The sequence below is a fragment of the Colwellia sp. SU-HH01172 genome (assembly GCF_057553355.1).
Map to the genome: position 1 here is coordinate 249,269 of NZ_BAAJMB010000004.1, position 19,524 is coordinate 268,792.

General features: G+C 39.3%; 17 protein-coding genes. 9 read left to right on the top strand and 8 right to left on the bottom strand.

The annotated features are described in order from the left end of the window. Window positions 1–226 precede the first annotated feature (226 nt). Window positions 227–997, top strand: coding sequence for an IclR family transcriptional regulator (locus AC27JP_RS12550; RefSeq protein WP_487115570.1), 771 nt, complete (start codon window positions 227–229; stop codon window positions 995–997). Window positions 998–1,197: 200 nt separating this feature from the next. Next, entirely contained in the window at window positions 1,198–1,641 is a 444-nt protein-coding gene (locus AC27JP_RS12555; RefSeq protein ID WP_487115572.1) for a GlcG/HbpS family heme-binding protein, read from the top strand. A gap of 242 nt (window positions 1,642–1,883) precedes the next feature. Here the strand turns inward: AC27JP_RS12555 and AC27JP_RS12560 are convergent, their stop codons facing one another. After that, window positions 1,884–3,494 carry a SulP family inorganic anion transporter gene (locus tag AC27JP_RS12560; RefSeq protein WP_487115574.1) on the bottom strand — a complete coding sequence of 537 codons (1,611 nt, stop codon included), beginning with the start codon at window positions 3,492–3,494 and terminating at the stop codon, window positions 1,884–1,886. A gap of 612 nt (window positions 3,495–4,106) precedes the next feature. Here AC27JP_RS12560 and AC27JP_RS12565 point away from each other — a divergent pair. The 4 genes from AC27JP_RS12565 (at window position 4,107) to AC27JP_RS12580 (ending at window position 7,629) form a co-directional block, all read left to right on the top strand. Next, the gene (locus AC27JP_RS12565; RefSeq protein WP_487115576.1) at window positions 4,107–5,543 is read left to right on the top strand and encodes an NCS2 family permease; all 1,437 of its coding nucleotides are present in this window, start codon (window positions 4,107–4,109) and stop codon (window positions 5,541–5,543) included. Between the two features lie 342 nt (window positions 5,544–5,885). After that, entirely contained in the window at window positions 5,886–6,233 is a 348-nt protein-coding gene (locus AC27JP_RS12570) for a VOC family protein (RefSeq protein WP_487115578.1), read from the top strand. Window positions 6,234–6,281: 48 nt separating this feature from the next. Next, window positions 6,282–6,740: a nuclear transport factor 2 family protein gene (locus AC27JP_RS12575; protein WP_487115580.1), complete on the top strand. Its 459-nt coding sequence runs from the start codon at window positions 6,282–6,284 to the stop codon at window positions 6,738–6,740. A gap of 127 nt (window positions 6,741–6,867) precedes the next feature. After that, complete coding sequence (locus tag AC27JP_RS12580; protein WP_487115581.1) at window positions 6,868–7,629, top strand: DNA alkylation repair protein; 762 nt, start codon at window positions 6,868–6,870, stop codon at window positions 7,627–7,629. Between the two features lie 252 nt (window positions 7,630–7,881). On the opposite strand, the gene hpt is transcribed toward AC27JP_RS12580, so the two are convergent. Beyond that, complete coding sequence (gene hpt / locus AC27JP_RS12585) at window positions 7,882–8,421, bottom strand: hypoxanthine phosphoribosyltransferase (protein WP_487115583.1); 540 nt, start codon at window positions 8,419–8,421, stop codon at window positions 7,882–7,884. A gap of 47 nt (window positions 8,422–8,468) precedes the next feature. Further along, entirely contained in the window at window positions 8,469–9,590 is a 1,122-nt protein-coding gene (locus tag AC27JP_RS12590; RefSeq protein ID WP_487115585.1) for a pyridoxal-phosphate-dependent aminotransferase family protein, read from the bottom strand. A 336-nt stretch (window positions 9,591–9,926) separates the two neighbouring features. On the opposite strand from AC27JP_RS12590, the gene AC27JP_RS12595 reads away from it, so the two are divergent. From AC27JP_RS12595 to AC27JP_RS12605, 3 genes are all read left to right on the top strand, one after another. Next, window positions 9,927–10,766, top strand: coding sequence for a hypothetical protein (locus tag AC27JP_RS12595; RefSeq protein WP_487115587.1), 840 nt, complete (start codon window positions 9,927–9,929; stop codon window positions 10,764–10,766). A gap of 189 nt (window positions 10,767–10,955) precedes the next feature. Then, window positions 10,956–12,197, top strand: a complete 1,242-nt coding sequence (locus AC27JP_RS12600) for a malic enzyme-like NAD(P)-binding protein (protein ID WP_487115589.1) — start codon at window positions 10,956–10,958, stop codon at window positions 12,195–12,197. A 187-nt stretch (window positions 12,198–12,384) separates the two neighbouring features. After that, window positions 12,385–14,265: a methyl-accepting chemotaxis protein gene (locus AC27JP_RS12605; protein WP_487115591.1), complete on the top strand. Its 1,881-nt coding sequence runs from the start codon at window positions 12,385–12,387 to the stop codon at window positions 14,263–14,265. Window positions 14,266–14,358: 93 nt separating this feature from the next. On the opposite strand, the gene uspE is transcribed toward AC27JP_RS12605, so the two are convergent. The 5 genes from uspE to AC27JP_RS12630 form a co-directional block, all read right to left on the bottom strand. Continuing rightward, on the bottom strand, window positions 14,359–15,291 hold the full coding sequence (uspE, locus tag AC27JP_RS12610) for a universal stress protein UspE (RefSeq protein WP_487115593.1): 933 nt from the start codon (window positions 15,289–15,291) through the stop codon (window positions 14,359–14,361). Between the two features lie 166 nt (window positions 15,292–15,457). After that, complete coding sequence (fnr, locus tag AC27JP_RS12615) at window positions 15,458–16,177, bottom strand: fumarate/nitrate reduction transcriptional regulator Fnr (RefSeq protein ID WP_487115595.1); 720 nt, start codon at window positions 16,175–16,177, stop codon at window positions 15,458–15,460. A gap of 51 nt (window positions 16,178–16,228) precedes the next feature. Next, window positions 16,229–16,891, bottom strand: coding sequence for a sulfite exporter TauE/SafE family protein (locus tag AC27JP_RS12620; protein ID WP_487115597.1), 663 nt, complete (start codon window positions 16,889–16,891; stop codon window positions 16,229–16,231). 8 nt (window positions 16,892–16,899) lie between these two features. Further along, window positions 16,900–17,115, bottom strand: a complete 216-nt coding sequence (gene ccoS, locus AC27JP_RS12625; RefSeq protein ID WP_487115599.1) for a cbb3-type cytochrome oxidase assembly protein CcoS — start codon at window positions 17,113–17,115, stop codon at window positions 16,900–16,902. Then, window positions 17,112–19,511 (bottom strand): heavy metal translocating P-type ATPase, encoded by a 2,400-nt coding sequence (locus AC27JP_RS12630; RefSeq protein WP_487115601.1) that lies wholly within the window; start codon window positions 19,509–19,511, stop codon window positions 17,112–17,114. The genes ccoS and AC27JP_RS12630 overlap by 4 nt, the downstream gene beginning before the upstream one ends. Window positions 19,512–19,524 lie beyond the last annotated feature (13 nt).

Sequence of the window (19,524 nt, forward strand, 5' to 3'; positions counted from 1 at the left end):
AAACAAGAGGGATTCCACATTGTGAAATTTTTCTTGTTTTTGTTTGCTTGTTTAACCAGAACTTCTTGTTGTTAATAAATAAAAGCACAAGGGATGCCTGTACTATTAAAAAATATTTCACATTGTGAAATGTTTAACCTATGCTTTTAATGGCTAATTAGACGTATATTTGTTTTTGGCTCTTAGGCGCTGTTGAATCGAGGAGTCGAGTAGGGGAGTTAATGTTATGAAAAAGAATAAACCAGAATCTCGCATTCAAGTTATCGATCGAGCGGCAATGTTATTAGATGCAATATCTCGCTACACCATGCCAGTGACGTTAAAAGCATTAAGTGCTGATACTAATTTAGCGCCGTCAACGGCTTTTCGTATTTTACATTCTTTGATTGATAATCACTTTGTTGACAGAGATAGCGTAGGAAAATATCAGCTTAGTGGTCGGTTAATACGACTTACGGGTCACCAAAATGCTGGTATTGATTTTAGAAAAGTCGCTATTCCCTATATGGAAAAGCTGCGTGATCAATTTGGTGAAACCATTAACTTAACAACGCGCGAAGGTGATGTGGTGATCTATGTTGAAAAATCCATCCCTAATAGGATGATGCATGTTCAACAAATTATCGGAAGCCGCGCGCCGTTGCACGTTACTGGCGTTGGTAAAATGATGTTAGGCCGAGAAGGTGAAGAAGGTATCAAAGGTTATGCTCAGCGAACTAATTTACCGACTTATACTCGTAGCACGTTATCAAAACTACCGGAACTCGTTGATGAATGTATGACCTGTGTTGAGCAAGGTTATGCCTATGACAATGAAGAGGCGGAAGTTGGGGTGGGTTGCATTGGCGTACTTATCTTCGATAAATATGGTGAAGTTGTCGCGGGCTTGTCCGTTTCGGCGCCCATACAAAGACGCAAAGATGAATGGGTTAAAGATTTGGTAAAAGCGGGCAAGTCAATTTCAGCGGAACTTGGCTATGTGAAAAGCTCAGCTTAAGTTGGTTAGGCAAAACCAAGCTTGTTCATTAACTCTCGAGCTCATCGGCTATTGCTTCGAATATATTTAATATTAAATAGGATAAGTTATCAGTGCCGCTGCGGGTTAGTGGTGCTAAATATGTGTGTAGATGTCATTTGATAAATAGCACCTAATTTCTTGTTTAATTTAGGAATTTTAAAAACTAAAGAGAGTAAGCTATGTTAACAATAAATAGACTAAATCAAATGGAAGCTAAAATAATTATCGATGGAGCGGTCAATAAGGCAAAAGACTTAGGTATACCCATGTGTATTTCTGTGGTCGATGAATCCGGCAACTTATTAGCATTTGAACGAATGGATGGTGGAAAAATACACAGTATTACCATTTCGCAAGATAAAGCTTTTACCGCCGCTTCCGCTCGCAAAGGAACACATGAGTTCAATCAGGCCTGCATTCCGGGTCATGAAAATAATTTATTTGGTATTCATACTGCTTTAGGTGGGCGAATGTGTATTGTTGGCGGTGGTTTGCCGATCATTTGCAATGGCAACGTTGTTGGCGGCATAGGGGTTAGCTCTGGCTCACCTGAGCAAGACTTAGGTTGTGCTCAAGCAGGGGTAGATAGGTTTGCCAGCATGTCAGCGCTAAAAGCCAGTTAAAACTCTTATCAGTTTAGCAATGCGCTAATGTTGTAAATTGATAAGCAAGGATTACTGGCTAGTTGAACCTTTCCAAGTGGTTTAGGCAATAAAAGCGGTTTATCTCTTTCAGGAGATAAACCGCTTTAGTTTTTTCAGGTAAGTTGATTTATTAGTGGTAACTGTGGCGAGTCATGAGGAAGAGTACGTCGACTCTTTGCACCCAGCTAAATCATGATTTGCAATGAGTTATAAAGCCAATGCTAGGTTGAAGTTTTCTGTTTTAAATACTCTAGTGCCGCTATTCGTGTCGCGAAAATATGCTCTGCAGGCACTTTGTCGAGTAAGTTGAGTTTATTAAAGTCATTACGCACCCGTTCACATACACTCGATAATAATATGTCGCGTCCTTCATTGAGGTAGCTGACAATAATTTCTTCGATGGCTATGGTACTGGTAATGCCGACAAATCGAGCGTCGGTTAAATCTAACAGTAAAGTTTTATTTTGATCTGACTGTGAAACGCTTTGCTTCAAACCTCGCGCAACGCCAAAACCAATCGGACCAGAAATATTAAGTAATATTACACTATCGTCCATCGACGCTAATAATTGCTTTTCTGAGGCGGAAAGGTGATCAGCATCTTTGGCGGTATACAAATTGATATTATCTAATTGAATTTCTGATAAACGTCGAATGGTGACTAAGTTCGCAATAAATACACCAATTAATACCGCTGTGACTAAATCAAAAACGACCGACATTGCCATAGTCGAGAGCATTAAACTAGCACTAAAAAGTGGCACTTGATGAATACGTTTAAGAAAGTTCCAGTCGATAATACTGATGCCAACATGGGTTAATATTGCCGCTAAAACAGCGACTGGAATATAGGCGGTATATTCACCGGCCCAAAGTACAATGGCGAGAATGAATATTGCGTGGAGAATGCCAGATAGCGGTGTTGTTCCACCCGCTCTTAAATTTGTAACTGTGCGCATCGTCGCACCACCACCCGGTAAGGCACCAAATAAGCCAGCGATGATATTACCAATGCCTTGACCAACAAGCTCTTGATCCGAATCATGCAAGTCGTTGCTAATACTATCAACGGTTAAGGATGTCATTAATGAATCTAGGGTACTTAAGGTGGCAATTAATAATGCTGACTTGACCATCTCACCCGCTAAAGCGTTGTCCCAAATGGGCAAGTTAAATGACGGCAACACACTGGAAATGGCGCCAACAACTGGCACACTGCTTTCAGAAAATACGTAAAATAGCGTTGCCCCGATGACAGTGATGATACTAGCAGGTACTATGCGACTGTATTTTTTCGGCCATAAAAAAAGCACCACTAAACAAGCTAAACCAAGCAGAGTATTGGTACTAGTGAATGTGCTTAATGACATTTGCAATTCAGGTAAGGCATGGCCAAATAGTGGTTCAATTTGCGACAGTATGATCAACACGCCAATGCCTGAGGTAAAGCCTGAGATTACCGGATACGAGACTAAAATAAAGTATTTGCCGAGTTTAAAAAAACCAAATAGCAGTTGAAATACCCCCGCTAAGCTTACGACCGTGAAGGCCATCGCAACGCCATTCTCGGGAGATTGAGCAACAAAACTGGTTAATATCGCCACCATAGCAACGGTTAAGCCCGTATTCGGACCGGATATTTGTTGGTTTGTGCCACCAAATAAGGAGGCAAATAGTCCGGTGATAATGGCACAGTAAATACCCGCGCTGGCGCCAGCACCAGAGGTGACACCAAAAGCTAAGGCAAAGGGTAAAGCAACAATTGTCGATGTGAGCGCACCAAAAATGTCACCTTTAATTGTCTGTCGGTTAAAATGTGATAAAGAGAGCATAATGACCTAATGTTAAAAAAATTTAGAAATGGCATTAAATAACGTATAAATGCCTGAAAAATAAACTGGTTAAGTAAAATATAGCAAAGATGGTTACTAATCATTACCAAGCTAGAACTATAGTATACAATAAAAACTAATTTCTTGACACAGTTGACAGGTTTTCTGTTTTAGGTATAGGATGAATTGCTGATTATAAAAAAAGCAATTAAAAGGAAGGGCGCGATATTACCGAAAAATAATTACTGGTTGTTCATGATGATGGCTAGACAGCGTAGTTGTTCATTATACTATTTCGGTGTTTTCATTATGTGAAAAAAAGTATTTATATTTTGCGCTTATTGCTTGTTTACTTTGTTTTTATAGCTATTGGTCTTGGTTCTATAATTTTGATAATTTCATAATGTGAAATTTTTCAAGTGTTTTACCAGTTAACTTTGACTTTTATTTATGCTTTATTAAGTAAGCTACAAAGAATTAGGGTCCAACACAGCCTCTTTCTAATGGTTAGCTAAAGTGAATTACGTTTAGCCGTAGTTCAGCGACATACAGGTCACACTTTAAAAAATATAAAAAGTGGCCTCATTTATAAACAACGAGAGAACTGTAGTTATGGAACAAGCAAGTAAAACTTACGATAAAGAAAAAAGCGGAGTTGGGCTTTTAGAGCGTTTTTTTAAACTGTCTTCGCATAATACCACAGTAAAAACTGAGCTGATGGCGGGTCTCACCACCTTTGTCACCATGTCTTACATTATGTTTTTAAATCCTATTATCATGTCTAAAACAGGCATGCCATTTGATGGGTTATTCCTAGCTACTTGCCTTGGTGCAGCGATCGCAACTATTTTAATGGGGCTTTATGCTAATTGGCCTGTTGGTCTTGCGCCAGGTATGGGGCTGAATGCTTTTTTCACCTTTTCCGTTGTTGGTGCCATGGGCTACAGCTGGGAAATTGCATTAGGTGCTGTTTTCCTCTCTGGTGTTATATTTGTCCTGATGAGTGTCACACGTTTGCGAGAGTGGATGCTAGATAGTATTCCAATGAGTTTGCGGCTGGCAATGACGGCCGGTGTTGGTTTGTTTTTAGGTTTTATTGGACTTCGTTTTACAGGAATTGTCGTACCAAACCCGGATAATATTGTCGCGATTGCAGATCTTACACACTTTGGTTTTGGTGAATTTGGTCCTGAAGCGCCCGCGTTAGGTTTTTTAAGTTTCTTATTAATCGCTATTCTTAGCTATCGTAAGGTCTTTGGCGCTGTGCTTATCGGTATTGCGGCAACCACACTGATAGCCTTTGTCATGACCTGGGTATTACCAACAGACTTCTTTGTTGTTTCTGAAGCAGCGAAATCTTTTGCTCCTGCCTCAGGTTTTGTTACTTATAAAGGCCTGCTAGCTGTGCCTGATTTTTCTGCACTTGAACCTATATTATGGAAAGCTGATGTTGCTGGTGCTTTTCAAGTGGCACTGATTCCGGTGATTGTGACTTTTTTATTCGTTAATATTTTTGATACCGCGGGCACATTAATGGGTGTGGCTGAACGAGCAAATTTACAAGATAAAAATGGTAAAATCCATGGCTTAAGTAAGTCACTTAAAGCCGATTCTATCTCGTCTGTTATCGGTACGGCATTTGGTTGTCCACCCGTGACATCTTATGTTGAGTCTGCGGCGGGTGTTTCTGTCGGTGGTCGCACTGGATTAACGGCGCTGACGATAGGTTTATTATTCGCCGCTGGCATGTTCTTTTTACCGTTGGCGCAAATGCTACCAGGTTTCGCTGTTGATGGTGCGTTAATTTATGTCGCTATGCTAATGATGAGCTCAGTTAGAGGACTTGATTGGGATGATTTAACTGAATATGCTCCGGCTGTGTGTACAACTATCATGATGGCGTTTACATTTTCTATTGCTAACGGCATTGCTTTTGGTTTTATTACGTACACTGTGCTTAAAATTGGTGCGGGCCGCTCTAGTGAAATATCTAAAGGTGTTTGGGCGCTTACCGTTCTTTTCATTGCCAAGTTTATGTTTTTAAATTAATCAGCTTTTAAAGTGAATAGATAAAGGCCTTTCTTTTGAAAGGCCTTTTTTTTGCGTATTCATATCTGCAATGTTATCAAGTCATTATTCACTGCAATAATCAGTGATTGGTTATGGAAATTGATAGAGTCTCGGGTACCTCAATGGTGAATTTTAACGCGATGAAATCAAATGAATTTGTATAAATAATAAGTGACTTAGTGAGCCAAGGAACTCTCGAATAGCTTAACTCTCATTTCCCCCAAGCAGCCACTTGATTGATAGTGTATTCGATTATTGTTAAGGTCTTAAAATAATTAAAGAAAGTGTGATGTTTTTTTTCATTGGCATAAGGAGAGTCTGATGAAGGTTGATGATATTAGAGTTTTTATTCCCAGTAAGGATTACGAATTATCTCAGTCTTTTTATCAAGCGTTAGGTTTTGAAATGGATTATGTCACAGCTGAGTTATCTTTGTTCACCAGTGGCAAATGTACATTTTTCCTTCAAAGGTTTTATAACGAAGAATTTGCTAACAATTTAATGTTGCAACTTTCGGTGTTGGATATCAACGAGGCATTTGAGCTTATCTCTAGTCTAGATAGTTTCGACATAAAGTATGAGCCAATTAAAACAGAACATTGGGGTAAAGTTATTTATTTGTGGGGGCCATCAGGAGAGCTTTGGCACGTCACAGAATTTAGCAACTAACAGGAAAATTTTGCCCTTAAATGGGCGTAGCTTACTTAAGGATGTCTAATGTACCGTATTATAGTTTTAACCTTATCCGTTCTTTTTTCTTGCGCTGTAATAGCTGACGCGGATATTGATAATCAAAATGTAAAAAGGGCGGTGCTCGATTACATGGAGTCACAACACAAAGTTGAATCAAGCTTAATGAAAAGAGGCCTAGATAAAAAGCTCGCTAAAAGAACTTACTGGAAATCTAAAGATGGCTCAGAGTTTATATTGGAAACTGACTTTGAAACTATGGTGTGGGTGGCTGAAAACTATAACAAAGATGGTAACAAATTCCCGTCATCTCCGAAGGTTGATATCAATATACTCGATATTGATAATCGAGTTGCATCGGTAAAATTAACCGTGGATGATTGGATTGATTACCTGCATTTATACAAAAATAAAAATAATGAATGGAAAATAATTAACGTGTTGTGGCAATACCACGATACCACAAAGCATTCTAGTAAACAGTAAGTTAACAAGACAATCAAGCGGAACAAATAACACTTGCTTGTATTCCACTTCACATTTTAGCCGGTTATTATTTTCGCACCTTGATGGTGCGTTTACACTCAATTGTCAGCTGTGGACAAATTACATTATGAACCGGTATGAAATTTATCGAAAAAGAATAAAAAGTGATTTAGAAAATATCAGCACTGCTGAAAAGGCAGAATCTAGTCGTCGTTACTTTCCTAAAGGCATTAACTGTATTGGTGCCACAGCTGCAGATATTAAGTTGATCATTAGTAATTTTCAATGTGAAAATGCTGAACTTTCGGCAAGAGAAATGCTGGCTTTAACTGAATGTATTTTGCAAAAAGCTGAGTTTAGCGAAGAAGTGCTGATTGCTTTCGGCTTAATTAATAAGTTTGTAAAGAATAATTACGATGACAATTTATTATTACGTTTTGAATTTTGGTTAGAAAACTACGCATCCAATTGGTCTCATGTCGATGATTTATGTATAAAAACAATTTACCAATTTTTTGTTGCTCGTCCTCATTTAATTGAAAAAACACAGCATTGGGCATACTCGAAAGTATCTTGGTGTCGGCGGGCTAGTAACGTTGTTTGGGTAAAATTTATCAAACGAAAAATAGGTAAGTCTAGCTACTATTTAGATAAAGAATTAGTCTTTAGAAATTGTGATTTACTCCTTAGTGACGAAGATGAGTGGGTGCAAAAAAGTATAGGTTGGTTATTGAAAGTATGTTCTCTACATCACAACGAAGAGGTCATTATGTATATCGAGAAGAATGTTGAAAAAATGACTCGCCCAACTATAAGATACGCAATCGAAAAAATGGATGTCAGCACAAGAAAGTACCTATTATCTATAGGTAAGGGCATTAGTAAATAACAAACCATTAAAGCTCAAGTAAAAAGTGCTTTGAAAGGGTGGCAAGGCAAAGAAAACCTTATCAAGATTAGTCGAATCCTTAAAACAACACATCAGTAATGCGAGCCATAAATAATTCGAACAAGGGATTAAAGCCTCAGATATTCCAAGCTTTAATACAGAACCTAGACAAAGTTGCAGAATATAAAAAAACCTAAACAATAAGAGCTGTTTAGGCTTTTGGTTTATGCGCGAGCATTTTTATTTCTTTACTTAAACTTCGTCTGCTATTGGCACAACTTTTCCAATGTAGGGTAAATGGCGATATTGTTGCGCGTAATCGATACCGACACCAACAACAAACTCGTCAGGTATTTCAAAGCCAACCCATTTAACGTCTACTTTTACTTCGCGGCGGCTGGGCTTATCTAGCAATGTACAAATTGAAATAGAGTTAGGTGCCCGTAAGTTCAGCACGTCTAGCACCTTACTTAGGGTATTACCCGTATCAATGATATCTTCCACCAGTAATACGTCTTTGCCTTCAATACCGTCATCTAGATCTTTAAGAATATGTACATCTCGAGAGCTTTCAGTGCTATTGCCATAGCTTGAGGCAGTAATAAAATCTACGCTATGATTAACATTAATGGCTCTGGTTAAATCGGCCATAAATACGAACGAGCCTCGTAATAAGCCGACCATGACTAAGTTATCACTATTTTGGTAATGTTGGCTTATTTGCTGTCCTAATTGACTCACTCGCTCTTTTATTGCTTGTTCTGAAATCAAAACTTCAATTGAATGTTTCATTTTGCTCTCTGTGTCGCTTACTATTTAATTCCACATTGTGGGATCTATTATTGGTTTAATGCATCTTCAAGCGCGGTTAAGCATAAGGCAACATTTTCATTTCTTGCCGCGTAGCCCATGATACCTATGCGCCATGCTTTACCGGCAAAATCTCCTAAACCAGCCCCTATTTCAAGGTTGTAATGGTTTAATAAGTAGTTTCGTACTTTAACATCGTCTGCGCCGTCAGGGATATAAATAGCATTTAATTGTGGTAAACGCTCTTCTTCAGGAACAATAAACTTAATACCTAATTTTTTCAAACCTTTAGCAAGGTTTTGATGTTGTGTTTTATGGCGAGCCCACCTGTTTTTAATCCCTTCATTTTGTAATTGAATTAGTGATTCATGTAAGCCATACAGTGAGTTTACCGGCGCGGTATGGTGGTAGCTTCGTTTTCCGTCACCAGACCAATAGCTCATCACTAAAGATTGATCTAAAAACCAGCTTTGTATCGATGTTTTACGATTTTTAATAACATTAACTGCTTTCTCGCTAAATGAAATAGGCGATAGCCCTGGCACACAAGACAAACACTTCTGTGAGCCAGAATAAATAGCATCAATCCCCCAGTCATCTACCTTAAGCTCAATGCCGCCAAGTGTAGTTACTGCATCAACAATAGATAGACAGTTATGTTGCTGCGCTAGAGCACATATGGCTTTTGCGTCTGATACGGCACCAGTCGATGTTTCTGCATGAACAAAGGCAACAAATTTAGCCTCTGGGTTATTTATTAGTGCTTGTTCCACTTTATCAACTTCAACCGCGCGGCCCCAAGGAGAGTCTACAATAATGGCTTCGGCGCCAATTCTGGTAACGTTTTGGATCATACGATCACCAAAGACTCCGTTCCGGCAAACGATCACCTTATCACCAGCTTCTACTAAGTTAACAAAACATGCTTCCATGCCCGCAGAGCCGGGGGCCGACAGTGCAATGGTAAATTCATTTTTTGTTTGAAATGCGTATTGAAGCAAGGCTTTGACTTCATCCATCATACCAACAAATAAGGGATCTAAATGGCCAATTGCGGGTCTTGATAATGCAGCTAAAACTTCTGGACTAATGTCTGAAGGGCCAGGACCCATTAAGATTCTGCGCGGGGGATTAAATGATTGAAAGTTCATTTTGATATGCCTTTATTTGATTAAATAATAATTACTAGTACTTTGATAACAAAACCTGTCACAAGTGTCAAGTTTTGTTATTGTCAAAACCTAGTGAATTTAACAATGCAAATTGTTCATAAAAAATACAAGTTGACATACGTGTCAGGATTTGTAACTTTAATTTAGATTTAATTAATATTTAACCAATTAAAGTAATTTTCTTATCTTGCTCTTATATTGAATAAGGTGAATTGGTTTAGCTTTATGCTGGTTTTATTCATGAATCTTAGACTTCACACAAAGTTAATAATTATAAATATCACTAAATAACATGACATTTAGGAAGGGTAAATAATGAAAATCAATAGAACTCTCAATAAATTTGCTTCAGCAATGATCACAATTGGAGCATTAGCCTCAACACAGGTGTTTGCTGAAACATGGAGCAACACCGAAGTGCAGCTACAAGCATTTGGAGAATTAGAGCGAGTAGGCACAGGTGGTACCGCAGATACAACTATCATCACCTTGCAACATGCTGGGGGCTGGGAATACGGTGATAACTTTTTCTTCATCGACCATAGTCGCTACAGTGTAAATAACGACGCAAATTTTCCTGTTGAAGACAGTAGCGAATTTTATGGCGAATGGTATTCAAATTTTAGCTTAGGTGCGATTACAGGCAATGATTTCTCTTTTGGTATTGTCAAAGATATTGGCGTTGTTGCCGGTGTCAACTTCGCCCCAGAGGTTGATAGTTCATGGTTGTTACCTGGTGTTAGATTTTCATTAGACTTGCCCGGCTTTGCCTTTGCTCAGGTGGATGTGACGAGTTACATACATCAAGGTGGCGGTAGTGCTTCGTCTTCGGTTTTTACCGTTGTTGACGAAGATTCAAGCTTTATGATTGATTTTTCATGGGCTTACCCGTTTAAAATTGGCTCAACGAGTTGGAGTATCGAAGGTCATTTAGAATATATCGATGGTCGTCAGCAAACCAATAACTTTGGCAGCACTGAACTAGAATCTTGGATATTGTTTCAACCGCAAGTGCGTTTAGATTTAGGTGAAGCATTAGGGAATAAAGCTGGGCAATTATTTGTCGGAATTGAATATCAATATTGGCAAAACAAGTTAGGTGAAAAAGACACTGATGACAATACCGTGCAATTTTTAGCGGTTTGGCGTTTCTAAAGTAGGATACTCAAACCACACTTATTCCACGTTCTACACGACAGCTTATTGCGATTTAAGTTGTGCCTAAACTAGCTGTATTTGACATGCAGCTAGCATTTTATCTGATTACTTATTTATCGAGTAATTTTTATTGGTGATTTAGTCACCATCATTATTTAGCTTAACTCAACTCAATAAAGGTTACCTATGAGCGACTTTAAACAACGGGCGTTGAATTATCACGCCTACCCAACGCCTGGAAAAATAGCGGTGGAAATCACTACCCAAGCAGAAACCAGTGACGACTTATCACTAGCCTATAGTCCAGGAGTTGCCGAGCCATGTCGAGCAATTGCTGATAATATCGATGATGTATATAAATATACCGGCAAGGGCAATACCGTTGCCGTGATATCTAATGGTAGTGCCGTATTAGGTTTAGGAAATTTAGGGCCTTTGGCATCAAAACCTGTGATGGAAGGTAAGGCATTATTATTTAAACGGTTTGCCAATATAGACTCTTATGATATTGAAGTGACTCATAAAACCACTGACGAGTTTATTAATACCGTTGCCAGTATTGCCGATACGTTTGGTGGTATCAATTTAGAAGATATTAAAGCGCCAGACTGTTTTATTATTGAAAAAGCTTTACAGCAGCGCTGTAAAATCCCCATTTTTCATGATGATCAACACGGCACAGCCATTGTAACCGCAGCGGCGATGCTAAATGCCTTAGAAGTTCAAGAAAAAGATATTAATACCGCGGTTATTGTTTGCTTGGGGGCAGGTGCGGCCGCGATAGCGTGTATGGAGTTGCTTATTGAATGTGGCGCCCAACGAGAAAAAATATATATGTTAGATACCAAAGGTGTTGTGCATACGCGTCGAACGGATCTAAACGAATATAAATCGTTATTTGCCAATAATACTGATAAACGGACATTAGATGACGCCATTGCTGGCGCCGATGTTTTTGTTGGTGTTTCAGGACCAAATTTATTAACTGAGCAGCAACTATTGACTATGGCGAGTAAGCCGATTGTATTTGCCTGCTCAAATCCCGATCCTGAAATAAAGCCGGAGCTTGCTCACTCGGTGCGTGATGACTTAATCATGGCAACGGGGCGTTCTGACTACCCAAATCAAGTGAATAATGTTTTGTGCTTCCCGTTTATTTTTAGAGGTGCATTAGATGTTCGGGCGAGAAAAATAAATAGTGCTATGAAAATAGCCGCTGTGCACGCGATTGGTCAATTAGCCAAAGAACAAGTGCCAGACAGCGTTTTAAAAGCTACTGGTGAAGAGCATTTAAGCTTTGGAAAAGACTATATTATTCCACGTCCTATGGATCCTAGGTTATGCAACAATGTGGCAAAAGCCGTTGCTCAAGCGGCGGTAGACTCTGGTGTCGCGGCACTAGCAATGCCAGAGCGTTATTGTGAGTAACGATATTTAGTATTTAGCCTTGAATTTGTTTGTGAGTTTTTTGTATATCTGCATTTTATATCCTAGGCTTGAGAAAGTGATTAGGTAAATGTATTGATAATTCATAATGTTAAACTCGCTGCATTAGCAAGGCATTATACATTCATTTTAACTATGACTTGGCAAAATGAACTTTAGGTGATTATTCATGTTATTGAAACAAAAAGTATATGCTGGATTAATCCTAGCCATGCTCCTGCCCTTAACCGTATCAACTTTACTTTTCACCAATAGCATACGTAGCCATACCGAAGAAAAGCTTGCTAGAGTTGATTTACCAACGGCACTAAACGAAGTAAAAAACGGCATTGAATTAGAGCTCGCAATTCCCATCATGGTCTCTAAAGAAATCGCGCAAAATTCATTTGTTAGTAGCTGGCTTAAAAACAATGAAGAGCTAAGTCAACAAGCCGCTTTTATTGACTACTTGTCGGTTATTAAGCAAGAGAATAAAGCCATTAGTGCCTATATCGTGTCGCTTCAGTCGAGCAACTATTACACCGATGCAGGTATTACCCGGCAAGTTGATCAGCAAAATGATAGCTGGTTTTATAATTTTCTAGCATCTGATAAAACCTTTGAGCTAAGTTTGGATGTTGATAAATTGACCAATCAAGTTGTTGTCTTTATTAACTATGTTGTGGTTGTTGATAGCAAGCGAGTTGCTGTCGCTGGCATAGGACTATCTTTAGATTCGATGACCAGCTTAGTTAGTAACCATCGAATTGGTAAGTCAGGGCTAGTTTACTTAGTTTCAAATGATGGCAAGATCATGCTGCATGGTGACAAGACTAAAATAGGTCAGTCTGTTGAACTGTTAGCAATGCAAGCAGGAAAACTGGTAACTAAAAAAATAAATGCTGAAGAGTATGTGATTTCGAGCACCTCTCTCGATTCCTTAGATTGGCATTTAGTTGCCGAGATCCCTGAAGAGCAATTATCTGGGCCGCTTAATAAAGCCATTAATAAAAATATAATTTTTGGTATCGTCATAGCATTAATAGGCTTTGCATTAGTTAGGATTTTGGCGAGGCAAATATTTAAGCCACTAGAAGAAATTACCGATGCGGTAACCGCACTGACCGAAAAGGATGGTGATTTAACGGCAAGATTACCAGCCAATGAGAGTAATGAAGTTGGGATTTTAGCGACAAAATTTAATTTATTTTTACAGCAGCTTCATGAGATGTTTAAGCAAGTGTCTATTTCTGCAACACATGTGCAAGATATCGCCGAACTTGTGCAAGAGAAAGTACAAGGCGCGGCAGGTCTTGCAGAAAGGCAGTCTTCTAATACGCAAACGGTTGCAGCAGCGGTGAATGAAATGGAAGTCACCGTGCAAGATATTTCAAATAATGCCAAAGGCGCTTCTGAAATTGCAATGGCGACTGAAGCAACGACCCAAAATGGCGCTCAGTTTGTTAATGACACCATAGCGCAGATGGGCAATTTAGAGACATCAATGGCAACATCGGTTGAGTCGGTAACTGAACTGTCTGGTGAAATTAAGTCCATTACCAATGTTTTAGATGTTATTAAGGGCATATCTGAGCAGACCAATTTGTTGGCACTCAATGCTGCTATTGAAGCCGCTAGAGCAGGAGAGCAAGGGCGAGGCTTTGCTGTTGTTGCCGATGAAGTGAGAACATTAGCCAAACGCACGGCAGAATCGACAGAACAAATTAATGACATGATAGAAACACTAAATGCCAAAGCTTCTACCACAGTATCTTCGATTGAACTAGGCAGTAAAAATACTCTTGAAAGTGCGGAAAGGCTGAAAGAAACTGGCAGTACGCTGGATAATATTGCCAGCGAAATTGTTAACTTGACCGAAATGAATACCTCTGTTGCATCGGCTACAAAAGAGCAAACATTAGCCACGTCAGAAATAAGTCAAAATATCGTAATGATTGCTAATTCTGCCGATCAAACCAAAGAAAACATGGTCAAGTCAGAAGAATTATGTGATGGCTTACATCAAGAGTCTAATACTCTAAAAGATCTAATCGGCAGATTTACCTTATAAAGCTGGAGGAAAGTCATAATTTTCTTATTTTAAAAGTTAAGCAGAGGACTGACTCTGCTCAAGCTTCTAAAAGAAAATATTAACTGTCGTGAGCTACTCGACATCAAGCGGGGAAATATAACCATCTGGCTTTAATGCCAACACATCGCAGTTTAGCCGATCAATAACATGCTCAGCGGTATTACCAATCAAGGCCGCAGATAATCCCGTTCGGCCTACGGTGCCTAGAATCACTAATTCAGCGTCCAAGTCATTAGCCAGGCTTTCAATAACGTCCTCTGGTAAACCTTCTTTGATATGAGTGTTTTCTTTACTTATATTAAATGCTTTAGCATGTTCAAACATGGCATTTTCATGATGCTTTAACATCGAACGATTATAATCGCTGGCATTAAATTCAGGAATTTCAATGGCGATGTTAACGGGTGTACCAGGGAAAGAATTAACTAAGTGTAAGTTAGCTTTCATTACTTTGGTTAACTGTTTGGCTTCGGCGGTAATTTTATCGTTTAGTGAGCGATGTTCTTCTTCATCACTACCAATATTGAGTGCCGCAACAATATTGCCGTTGTCTGGCCATAAATGTTCTTTCACCAGTAACACTGGACATGGGCATTTACGTAAAATATGCCAATCAGTCGGTGTGAAGATGACTGATTTTAGTTTATCGTGTTGATGCGTGCCCTTAATAACGATGTCGTAGCCATTTTTAAGCACTTGCTCAATGATTTGTTCAAAGGGGCGGTTATGCCAAATAACTTGGCAATCAATACTGAGTTCAGCAACATCAAGCTCTGAGATAATTGACTGTAACCATTGAGTTCTGTCGTTGATCACCGATTGACGCATAGCCTCTCGCTCATCGCTTGAAAGCATGGTGGTCATTTCATAAGAAAAATCATATATGGTCAAAAATGCTGTAATGCTAGCGCCTGTTTTACGGGCCAATTCTAGTGCACGCTCTAAAGCTTTTTGATCTTCTGTTGTTGGGTCAACAATAGCGAGTATTTTTTGATACTTTTCCATATCTAATTCCTTTATCAATTGTCTACTGTAACTATAACAATAGACCACTTTGAGTCAATAATAGTTGTTTTAAATCAAATTATTATCGTCTCTAAGATAAACAACAATTCACGCTAAGCATAGCGTGAATTGTTTCAATAAGGAAATTTAGAAAAGTAAGAAGGGGTTAAAGCGCTGCGCACTCGTTTAATTTATCAATATCTAAAATGGTGATGAGTTTGCCATCAACTTGGATCAAGCCATTTTTATGGAAACGATTAAGCAAACGGCTAATGGTTTCAACCGTTAAACCAATATAGTTGCCAATATCACTGCGAGTCATCGACAAACGAAACTCTGACGCCGATAAACCACGAGCATGGTAACGAGTACTTAAGGTACTAATAAACGTTGCTAATCGTTGTTCGGCATTTTTTCGGTTCAGCAAGGTTAGCATTTCTTGATCGCCACGAATTTCCGTACTCATCATGCGTAAAATTTGTTTTTTTAGTTTCGGCATGCTGTTAGATAAGGTATCAAGTGTGTTGTAAGGGATTTCACAGACCATAGAGGTTTCTAAAGCTTTGGCAAAGCTTGGATGTTCTGCATTGGCAATGGCATCAAAACCCAATAAGTCACCTGCTAAATGAAATCCGGTAATTTGCTCTTCACCTTGCTCGTTTACCGTGTAGGTTTTAAAGGTACCTGAACGGATGGCGTACAATGCATGCATAGGCTGGCCATCATTAAATATTTGCTCACCTTTATGAATAGGTCGCTTACGATCGATAATATTATCTAAGGTATCGAGTTCTTTATCGTTTAAAGAAAACGGTATGCATAGCTCACTAATGCTACAGTTTTGACAGTGAATATGTTGCTGACCTGTACACGATTTATTACTCATAATGACCTATAGTTCATTTGCATTTTAATGATGTGGATCATATTAGATGCGTTATAGATATGCAATAAGTATAGTATAAATACCGTATAAAATCACCAGAATAGCGGCGAGTTTTCTAAAGAGCGTATTGCTCAGTAGGGACTTAATACTGATAGTGCCCAGTGAGACAGAAAGTAATGCTGGCAGGGTACCTAGGCCAAAGAAAAACATAATTAAGGCGCCGTTAATAGTATTAGCGCTGGCTAATGCCCAGGTAAGAGTTGAGTATACCAAACCACAAGGCAACCAGCCCCATAATGCCCCTAAGGCAAATGCACTACGAGTATTTTTAATCGGAATAAACTTCTTGGTATTAGGGGAAATATGGCGCCATAGTTTTTTACCAATATGCTCGACATGGCTTAACCACATTAACCACTGTCCTAGATATAAACCGAGTAAGATAAGAAAGATGCCAGCGACAGTTTTTAACGCTGCAATGGGCAAACCGACATTTTTTGCCGCCATTGAACTGGTAAACGCGACTAATGCGCCAATGAGACTGTAAGAAAAAATTCGTCCGAAATTATAGGCAAAAACAATGCGATATTTGTTATTGCTGACCTCATTCGATATTGCTGTGGTGAGCATGGTACTAATGCCACCACACATCACGATACAATGCCCAGAGCCTAATAAGCCAATAACAAATGCTGAGAAGTAATCTAGGGTCATATTAAGGGTTACTTCTGTGTATCTTGCTCGTTATTTATCGTGGAATTATCGTCGTCGTTATCAACTTGTTCGTCTTTTTTTTCGTTGGCATCGTCATATAAAATACTCATGCCTTGTTTTTCTAGATCATCGAATTGTTCTGTTTTTACCGCCCAAAAGAAGATATAAATACCAACAGCCGTTAACAGAATAGCAATAGGGATCAATACGTAAATTACACTCATTTTCTTAATAGCCTTAACGAATTACTCACCACTAAAATTGAACTGGCAGACATGCCAATAACAGCCATGTATGGTGCAATATAACCCATAACCGCCAAAGGTAATACGATGGCATTGTAACCAAATGCCCAAAGGTAGTTTTGCTTTATAATTTTTGCAGTGCGTATGGAAACATCTCTCAAGGTCTGAACTGATTTGAGTTTATTGTTGAGTAAAATGACATCAGCACCGTTTTTAGCAATGTCAGTGCCGCTGCCCATGGCAATGGATAAATGTGCCGCGCCTAATACTGGACTATCGTTGACGCCGTCACCAATCATAGCAACGGTATGAGACAATTGTTGGGCTTTAATGGCGTTGACTTTATCTTGGGCTGACAAATTTGCTTGTACGTCATTAAGCTTTAGTTGGCTTTGTAGTTTATTGCAACCGACTAAGTGATCGCCAGAAAGCATTAAGGTTTTAACTTGATTGTTATGCAGAAATTCAATCAGTGCTTTGGCGTCATCACGTAAACCGTCATGCAAATAGAATTCTGCTATTAAGGTTTCATTCTCCATCAGCACACATTGGGCGCTATGAGCTTGCTCGCTGTTATTATCAAGTAACCAAGAGTTTTTACCTATTCGGTAATGTTTTTGCTTTATTTCACCCGAAATTCCCGCTCCTGGAGCAACAACAACTTGGCTAGCTGTGTGGTTAAAGTCGCGATAATCGATAAATGCTTTGGCAAGCGGGTGTGCAGAGTGGGCTTCTAGCGCGGCGGCAATGGCCAATACTTGTTCTGGTCCCGCTGGATTATTGTCAAGTGCATAGTCACCGTATGTAACAACATTAGCAATAGTAAACTCGCCAGTGGTTAACGTACCGGTTTTATCAAATGCCATAGCATCAATTTCAGGCATAGTTTCTAAAACATGCCCGGACTTTACCATAATGCCTTCGCGATTAAGGCGAGTGGTTGCGCAGGTTAGGGCGGTTGGCGTTGCCAGTGATAATGCGCAAGGACAAGTCACGACTAATACTGATAATGTGATCCAAAATGCTTCTGTAGGTTGATGTTGCGCCCAATAAAAAGCCGTACAAGAGGCTGTAAAAAGTATCAAAGCAACGAAATACTGCGCTATTTTGTCAGACAATTTCGCTAATTTAGGCTTATGGGTTTGTGACGTTTCACTTAAACGAATTAACTGACTTAAAAATGACTTTTGATTATTGTGTTTTACTTTAGCGGTTAAATTGCCATCGCCGTTTATTGTGCCGGCGTATATAATATCTTGCGGATGCTTATGCAATGGCAATTGCTCGCCCGATAACATGGCTTCATTAATTTGGCTGCTACCTGAGATAATTTCGCTGTCAGCGGGAATAGTTTCACCGGGTTTAATTAAAATAATGTCGCCGGCATTTAAATTGGTGGCAGCGATAAAGCTTTCTTGATGATCAACCAGCTTAGTTGCGGTCATCGGCATTAGTTTTAATAGATTAGCTGAAACATCTGCTGCTCGGGTACGGGCACGAAACTCTAGGAATTTACCGATGAGCAATAAAAAGGTGAACATTGAGACTGACTCAAAATAAACTTCACCTTGTTGAGTAAAGGTTGCCCAGGCACTGGCTAAAAAGGCTAGTCCTATGGCAATCGAAACCGGCACGTCCATTGACAACTGTTTCGCTTTTAGGGCGAAAAAGGCACTTTTGTAAAATGGAAAGGCGCCATAGGTGACAATAGGTATTGTTAAAAACAAACTTGCCCAACGTAAATAAACTAAGTTGTGTGCGGCCATATCGGAAAAGGCGCCGAAATATAAGCCAAACGCGATCATCATTACCTGCATCATTAAAATGCCGGAAATGCCTAAGCGTTTGATAAAGCTCTTTGCTTGTTTTTTATTTATCTCTTCTGCTGTGCTCGCCTTAAATGGCAGGGCATGATAACCAATTTTTTCAATTAGGCTAAGAATTTCGCTAAGCTTTACGTCTTTTTCTCGCCACTGAACGGTTGCTCTTTGGGTAGTGGCGTTAACATTAATTTTGTTAATACCGCCAAGTTTGCTGATCTGCATTTCTATTAACCAGGCACAAGCTGAACAACTTATGCCTTCAACGGTTAATATGGTTTCTTTAAAGCCGTCATGATAGTAGGCAAACTCATTTTGCAAGTTTTCATCGTCGAGAATTTCGTTGCGCAGTAATTGCTCAGGAACTAATACATCACTTTTTTGGGCCGGGGCGCTGCGAAAACGATAGTAATCCGTCAAACAGTTATCGACAATAGTTTGCGCGACAGCCTGACAGCCGACACAGCACATGGGTTGTTTTTTATCATCTATGTCTGTATGCAAGTCAATGCCATTGGGCACAACTTCACCACAATGAAAACAATCTAAACTCATAAATAGATGCTCA